Raw genomic sequence first — 7841 nt, forward strand, 5'->3', positions numbered from 1 at the left:
ATCAAGAAAAATCTGCAACTTGACAGTGGAGAACTCGACAGTACCGGCGGACAAATAAAATCTGATGGCGACATGACATTAGACACCCACGGGAAAAAGCTAACCACCGCCAAAAGCGGCGACACCAACGGCATTATCAGTGAGGGAACGCTCACCTTAACGACAGGCGAGATCGACAATCGCGATGGCGCCATCATGGGTACCGGAACGACAACTATCACCGGTGGAGAACTCCACAACCAACGAGGAAAACTGGTCAGCAAAACTGGTTCCCTGACATTAACGGTAAACAACACCGACAACAGCGGTGGACTACTGCAATCCGCGGGTGACCTAACATTGGATACGCAAGGCGGGCGGCTAACCAACACCCGCAGCGGCAAAGACCGGGGCATCATCAGCACAAGCAACATAAAGCTGACGACCCAGGGCGTTAACAACGATGCGGGCCTAATCCATGCGGGTAAAAACCTGATCCTTGACGGGCAGAAGGGAACGATAACCAACCGCAACAGCCAGCCTGATCAGGGTATCCGTAGCTCAGGCGACTTAACGCTGACGGCAAGCGCTATTGATAACCATCAAGGATCTGTGGAAGCGGATAAACAACTCACCGTAACATCCGGGACCGTTGACAATACAGGCGGTCTGCTGAAATCCGGCGCAACCCTGTCACTCAACACCCAAGGCCAAAAATTAATTAACGCCCAGAGCGGAGAAAAACGCGGTATCCGCAGCGGCAGTGACCTGACCCTGGAAGCTGGTGAAATTGATAACACCGCTGGCGTGATAGATTCACAAGGTGAAACCACGCTGACCAGCCAGAACCTCAACAACACCGGCGGTAAAATCCTCTCGCGGAAAAAAGCCGATCTGACAACGCAAGTGGTCAACAACCAAAGCGGACAGATACAATCCGCAACCAGTTTGAAATTAGATACACAACAGCATGAACTGACTAGCACCGACGGCGGGATCATCGCAGAAGAGGCTTTAGAACTGGCTACTGGTAAACTGATCAACAACCGCGGCGATATTCGTGGTAATCAAACCCACATTAACACTCATCAGCAAGCGCTAAACAATGTGGCGGGCACCATCGCCAGTAAGAAAAATCTAAAACTCGATAGCGGGGCGTTAGACAGTACCGGTGGAAGAATAGAGTCTACCGGCGATATGACACTGGACACGCACGGAGAAAAACTGACCACCGCCAAAAAAGGCAAAACCGGCGGCGTTATCAGTCAAGGAACATTGACGCTGACTACTGGCGAGATCGACAACCGAGAGGGTTTTATCAAAGGTACAGGAACAACCACCGTTACCGGCGGTGAACTGAAAAACCAAGGCGGAACCCTTGCCAGTGAAACCAGCGCGCTTACATTGACCGTGAAAAAAACCGACAACAGCGGCGGCCTGTTGAAATCCGCGGGTGATCTGACACTCGATACACAAGGCGAACTACTGACTAACCTCAACAGCGGCAAGACCGGAGGCATAATCAGTGCAGGCAATGTCAAGCTGACCGCTCAAGGCATCAATAATGAAGCAGGCTGGATCCATGCGGATAAAAACCTGACTCTGAATGGGCAACAAGGCACAATAACCAACCGCAACAGCCAGCCTGAACAGGGGATCTCAAGCCAGGGGGAGTTGGCAATAACTGCGGGTACCCTTGATAACCAACAGGGAAGAGTTATCGCCGATAAGCAGCTCAACGTGACATCAACAGGAGCCGTTAATAACACTGGCGGGAAAATTGTCAGCCAGAATCAACAACTCACCATGAATACCGGTGAACTGAATAACACGAGTGGTTTGCTGAAATCCAAAACAACCCTTTCTCTTAACACCCACGGCCAAAAGCTGACTAATACGCAAAGCGGGGCTGACCTCGGTATACGCAGCGACAGTGACCTGACCCTGGAAGCTGGCGAAATTGATAACACTGCGGGCGTGATAGATTCACAAGGTGAAACTACACTGACCAGCCAGAATCTCAACAACACCGACGGTAAAATCCTCTCGAAGGGAAAAGCCGATCTGACAACACAAGCAGTCAACAACCAACGTGGGCTGATACAATCCTTAGCCAGTCTGAAATTAGACACCCAACAGCATGAACTAACCAACACCGATAGCGGTAAAAACAGCGGGATCGTCGCGGAAGATGCCTTAGAACTGACTACCGGTAAACTGATCAATGACCGCGGCGAAATTCGTGGTAACGAAACCCGCATTAACACCCATCAGCAAGCACTAAACAATGTGGCTGGCACCATATTCAGTAAGAAAAATCTAAAACTCGATAGCGGAGAACTCAACAGTACTGGTGGGAGAATAGAGTCTACCGGCGATATGACACTGGACACGCACGGAGAAAAACTGACCACCGCCAAAAGCGGTAAAACCGGCGGCGTTATCAGTAAAGGGACAATGACCCTGACCACCGGTGAAATTGACAACCAAGACGGTGTGATTATCGCTACAGGAACAACGACCGTTACCGGCGGTGAATTGAAAAACCAGGGCGGAACCCTTGCCAGCGAAACAGGAGCACTGACATTAAAGGTAAACAAAACTGACAACAGCGACGGCTTACTGCAATCCGCCGGTGACCTGATACTGAATACGCAAGGTGGTCTGTTGACCAACATCAATAGCGGCAAAACCGGTGGCATAATCAGTGAGGGTAATGTCAGTCTGACCGCTCAAGGTATCAATAATGAAGCAGGCCGGATCCGTGCGGATAAAAACCTGACTCTTGACGGGCAGAAGGGAACCATAACCAACCGTAACAGCCAACCTGAACAGGGGATCTCAAGCCTGGGAGAGTTAACAATAACCGCGGGCACCCTCGATAACCAACAGGGAAGAGTTATCGCCGATAAGCAGCTCAACGTGACATCAACAGGAGCCGTTGATAATACCAGCGGTAAAATAGTCAGCCAGAATCAACAACTCACCATGAATACCGGTGAACTGAATAACACCAGTGGTTTGCTGCAATCCAAAACAACCCTTTCTCTTAACACCCACGGCCAAAAGCTGACTAATACGCAAAGCGGGGATGACCTCGGCATACGCAGCGACAGTGACCTGACCCTGGAAGCTGGCGAAATTGATAACACTGCGGGCGTGATAGATTCACAAGGTGAAACTACACTGACCAGCCAAAACCTCAACAACACCGACGGTAAAATCCTCTCGAAGGGAGAGGCCGATCTGACAACACAAGCAGTCAACAACCAACGTGGGCTGATACAATCCTTAGCCAGTCTGAAATTAGACACCCAACAACATGAACTAACCAACACCGATAGCGGTAAAAACAGCGGGATCGTCGCGGAAGATGCCTTAGAACTGACTACCGGTAAACTGATCAATGACCGCGGCGAAATTCGTGGTAACGAAACCCGCATTAACACCCATCAACAAGCGCTAAACAACTTGGCTGGCACCATATTCAGTAAGAAAAATCTAAAACTCGATAGCGGAGAACTCAACAGTACCGGTGGGAGAATAGAATCTGCCGGCGATATGACACTGGACACGCACGGAGAAAAACTGACCACCGCCAAAAGCGGTAAAACCGGCGGCGTTATCAGTCAAGGGACAATGACCCTGACCACCGGTGAAATTGACAACCAAGAGGGTTTTATCAAAGGTACAGGAACAACCACCGTTACCGGCGGTGAACTGAAAAACCAAGGCGGAACCCTCGCCAGTGAAACCAGCGCACTCACATTGACCGTGAAAAAAACCGACAACAGCGGCGGCCTGTTGAAATCCGCGGGTGATCTGACACTCGATACACAAGGCGAACTACTGACTAACCTCAACAGCGGCAAGACCGGAGGCATAGTCAGTGCAGGCAATGTCAAGCTGACTGCTCAAGGTATCAATAATGAAGCAGGCTGGATCCATGCGGATAAAAACCTGACTCTGGATGTGCAACAAGGCACAATAACCAACCGCAACAGCCAACCCGAGCAAGGGATCTCAGGCCAAGGAACACCAACAATAGCCGCAGGTACCATCAATAACCATCATGGGACCATAACAGCCAATCAGCAACTTAAAGTGACATCATCAGGAACCGTTAATAACACTGGCGGTAAAATTGTCAGCCAGAATCAACAGCTCACCATGAATACCGGTGAACTGCATAACACCAGTGGTTTGCTGCAATCCAAAACAACCCTTTCTCTTAACACCCACGGCCAAAAGCTGACTAATACGCAAAGCGGGAATGACCTCGGCATACGTAGCGGCAGTGACCTAACCTTAGAAGCCGGTGAAATTGATAACACCGCTGGCAAGATAGATTCACAAGGTGAAACTACACTGACCAGCCAAAACCTCAACAACACCGACGGTAAAATCCTCTCGGAGGGAAAAGCCGATCTGACAACACAAGCCGTCAACAACCAACGTGGGCTGATACAATCCGCTGCCAGTCTGAAACTGGATACCCAACAGCAAAAACTGACGAATACCGATAGCGGAGAACTTAACGGAATCCTCGCAGGGGATAGCCTAAAACTGCTTACAGGTGAACTCATCAATGATCTCGGATATATCCGTGGCGATGAAACTCACATCAATTCTCATCAACAGACATTAAGCAATCTAACCGGCACTATAGTCAGTAAGAAAAACCTGCAACTCGATAGCGGCGAGTTAAACAGTACCGGTGGACTAATAAAGTCTGACGGCAACATGACGCTAGATACTCACGGAGAAAAACTGACCACCGCCAAAAGCGGCGATACCAAAGGCGTTATCAGTAAAGGAACGATGGCCCTGACTGCCGGTGACATCGACAATCAGGATGGGGCGATCATCAGTACAGGAGCAGCAACGGTTACCGGGGGTGAACTGAACAACCAAGGCGGAACCCTTATCAGCGAAAAAGGGGCGCTAACATTATCAGTGAACCAAACTGACAACAGCGGCGGTCTGTTGCAATCCGCAGGTAAACTTACTCTCGATACACACGGTCATTCACTGACGAATAAAAACAGTGGTGATCGGGGCGGTATCCGCAGCCAGGACGACATGTTAATTACCAGCGGTGATTTACATAATCAAGCTGGTACGATTACCAATCGTAAAATCGCAACCGTAAATAACACTCAAGACACCATTGTCGGCACCCAACAGATAAAGCTGATTACCCAAGCATTTAATAACCAACAAGGCAATGTCCATTCTGATGGCAACCTGAACCTCAACACTCAAGGCAAACGCCTGAATAACACCGGCGATAAAGATAAATCAGGCAAATTCTCTGCCCGAGGAGATTTGACACTGGATATCGGTGAGTTAAACAACGACGCGGGTTTTATCGCCACGGATGGCAAAACTAAGATTACCAGTACAACCCTTACCAATAAAAAAGGACTGATTGCGGGTAACAGTGGACTGGATATTCATAGCCAGACGCTTATCAACAACAATGGCGCATTAAAGTCAGCAAAAACTGTCAATATTGACACCAACGGGCAACTACTGGACAACCAACATGGCCGTATTATTGGCGACGACAACACCACCGTGACCAGTGGCAAACTGAATAACCAACACGGACACATTCAGGGCAAAAAACTCACCATCAACACTGGACAAGCCGATACGGATAACCAAGACGGTAAACTGTTGTCAACAGACACCATGAACCTGAATACCCTACAGCTCGACAACCGTCGCGGACAGGTCAGAGCCATAGGTGACGCGACGATTAACACCCCGAAACAAACGAACAATACTGGCGGCCTTATCCACAGTGACCAACAACTGACACTAAAAACAGCAGAACTTATTAACCGGGAGACTAATCACCCTGACCAAGGTACCGAAGCCCAAGACCTGATAATTGAAGCTCAACAGGTGGATAACACCCAAGGAACATTACAGGGAGCCAACCGTCTGCAAGCTATCATTAATCAGTCTCTGAAAAACGAACAAGGCCTAGTCTCCGGTGGAAAACAACTCACCATCGAAGATAAAACCCAGAAACTGACAGTGAATAACCAGCAAGGCACACTGACTGGGAGTGAAAAGGTCAAAATTAAAGCCAACGCCTTGAGCGGTGACGGTCAAATCTTATCGCAGGGCGATATAGAGGTAAAATTAAAACAAGACTTCCACAACACCGGTAACATCGCCGCCGACGGCAAGCTGTCTCTGGAAACCGACGGCAATATTATCAATGACAGTACAATTAAAGCCGAACAGGCATACCTGGAAGCCCAAAATCTCACCAACACCCAAGCGGCGGAAATCAGAGCTAAGCAAACCGAAGTCAACGTCCGAAACACGCTGACCAACACCGGGCTCATTGACGGCGAACTGACCCATCTCACCGCCAAAGTACTGGACAACACCGGAACCGGACGTATTTACGGTGACCAAATAGCCCTCAAGACTGGCACGCTCAATAACACAGCAAAAGATGATAAGGCCGCCGTCATTGCTGCCCGAGATAAATTAGATATTGGCACCGGAACCCTCAACAACAGTCACCATGCCCATATTTTCAGCGTGGGTGACATGCGCATTGGTGGACAATTGGATGAAAACTTGACTGCGACTAGCCAAGCTGGCCGACTCAGCAACCACGCAGCAACCATTGAGGCCGGGGGTAACCTAAAAATTGATGCCGCTATTATCAAAAATACCAACAACGGTCTGGTCACCCAAATCGTCGAAACAGAAAAATCGCAACGTCATGAAGCAGTATTGAGCGGCCACACTACCCGCTATGACTGGTCACAAGTAGACACTTCCTACAGCAACAAATACGGCGTACACACCGCTGTTATGCCGGATGGTAACAGTGATGATGAATTTTACGAGTACCGATATACCCGTACCATCAATGAAACCCAGATAAAAGAGAGTGATCCGGGTAAAATCCTGTCCGGGGGTAATATGACCATCAATAGCGCGATGCTGACTAATGACGACAGTCAGATCGTAGCGGGTGGAATACTAGGGGGTGATATTGATGAGCTGCACAATAACGCCACCAAAGGCGAACGTATCATCACGGATGAAGGTAGCGAAATCCGTTGGTATGCCAAAAAGAAAAAACGTCGATTCAGAGGAACCAAAACCTCCCAAGGAAAAGACTGGGACGACTATAACCCAGCGCCGATAACCGAAACCATTGACCTGAAAGCCCTAGCCTGGCAGGGCAACACGCGTCCAAACTCTACCGGCATAACAATAGATGACAGGCAGACAAACCGTGTTCAAAGTGCACCAACCGGGATTAACCTGACCTCAAGAATGGCGGAAGCCGGTGAAGTTACGTTCACAAATGCCACTATCAACGCCATCACACTACCGAATAGAGACATACCGACTGATCGCCCATTAGTTTCACCTACAGGTCAACAGACTGAGCAGATATTATCGTCCGGCGCAGTGGCAATACCAAACAGAGATGCACTCACTGAACACCCAATATTTTCACCTACAGGTCAACAGGCTGAGCAAATATTATCGTCCGGCGCAGTAGCACTACCAAACAGAGATGCACTCACTGAACACCCAATATTTTCACCTATAGGCCAACAGACTGAGCAGATATTATCGTCCGGCACAGTGGCGCTACCAAACAGAGATGCACTGACTGAACACCCGGTACTTCCACCAGTTCAACAAACTGAACGGGTGCTCCCCCCTGTGACTGTTACCTTACCAAACAGTGGTACATTAGATGAGCGCCCCTTAGTGTTACCGACAGGCCAACAATTTGAACTGACGCTACCGTCTGATACCGTCAAAGGCCAAAACGTCGAACCCCTTATCCGTATCGTTGCTCCGGATAC

The 7841-nt window shown here is 49.2% G+C and carries 1 protein-coding gene; it reads left to right on the plus strand.

Translation table 11 applies throughout. The features are described 5' to 3' along the window. Positions 1 to 7841, plus strand: a 7841-nt coding sequence (locus tag OO184_RS24115) for a beta strand repeat-containing protein (RefSeq protein WP_376712600.1), incomplete at both ends; no start/stop codon positions are given.

The sequence above is a fragment of the Photorhabdus aballayi genome (assembly GCF_026153155.1).
In the GTDB taxonomy this organism is placed as follows: domain Bacteria; phylum Pseudomonadota; class Gammaproteobacteria; order Enterobacterales; family Enterobacteriaceae; genus Photorhabdus; species Photorhabdus luminescens.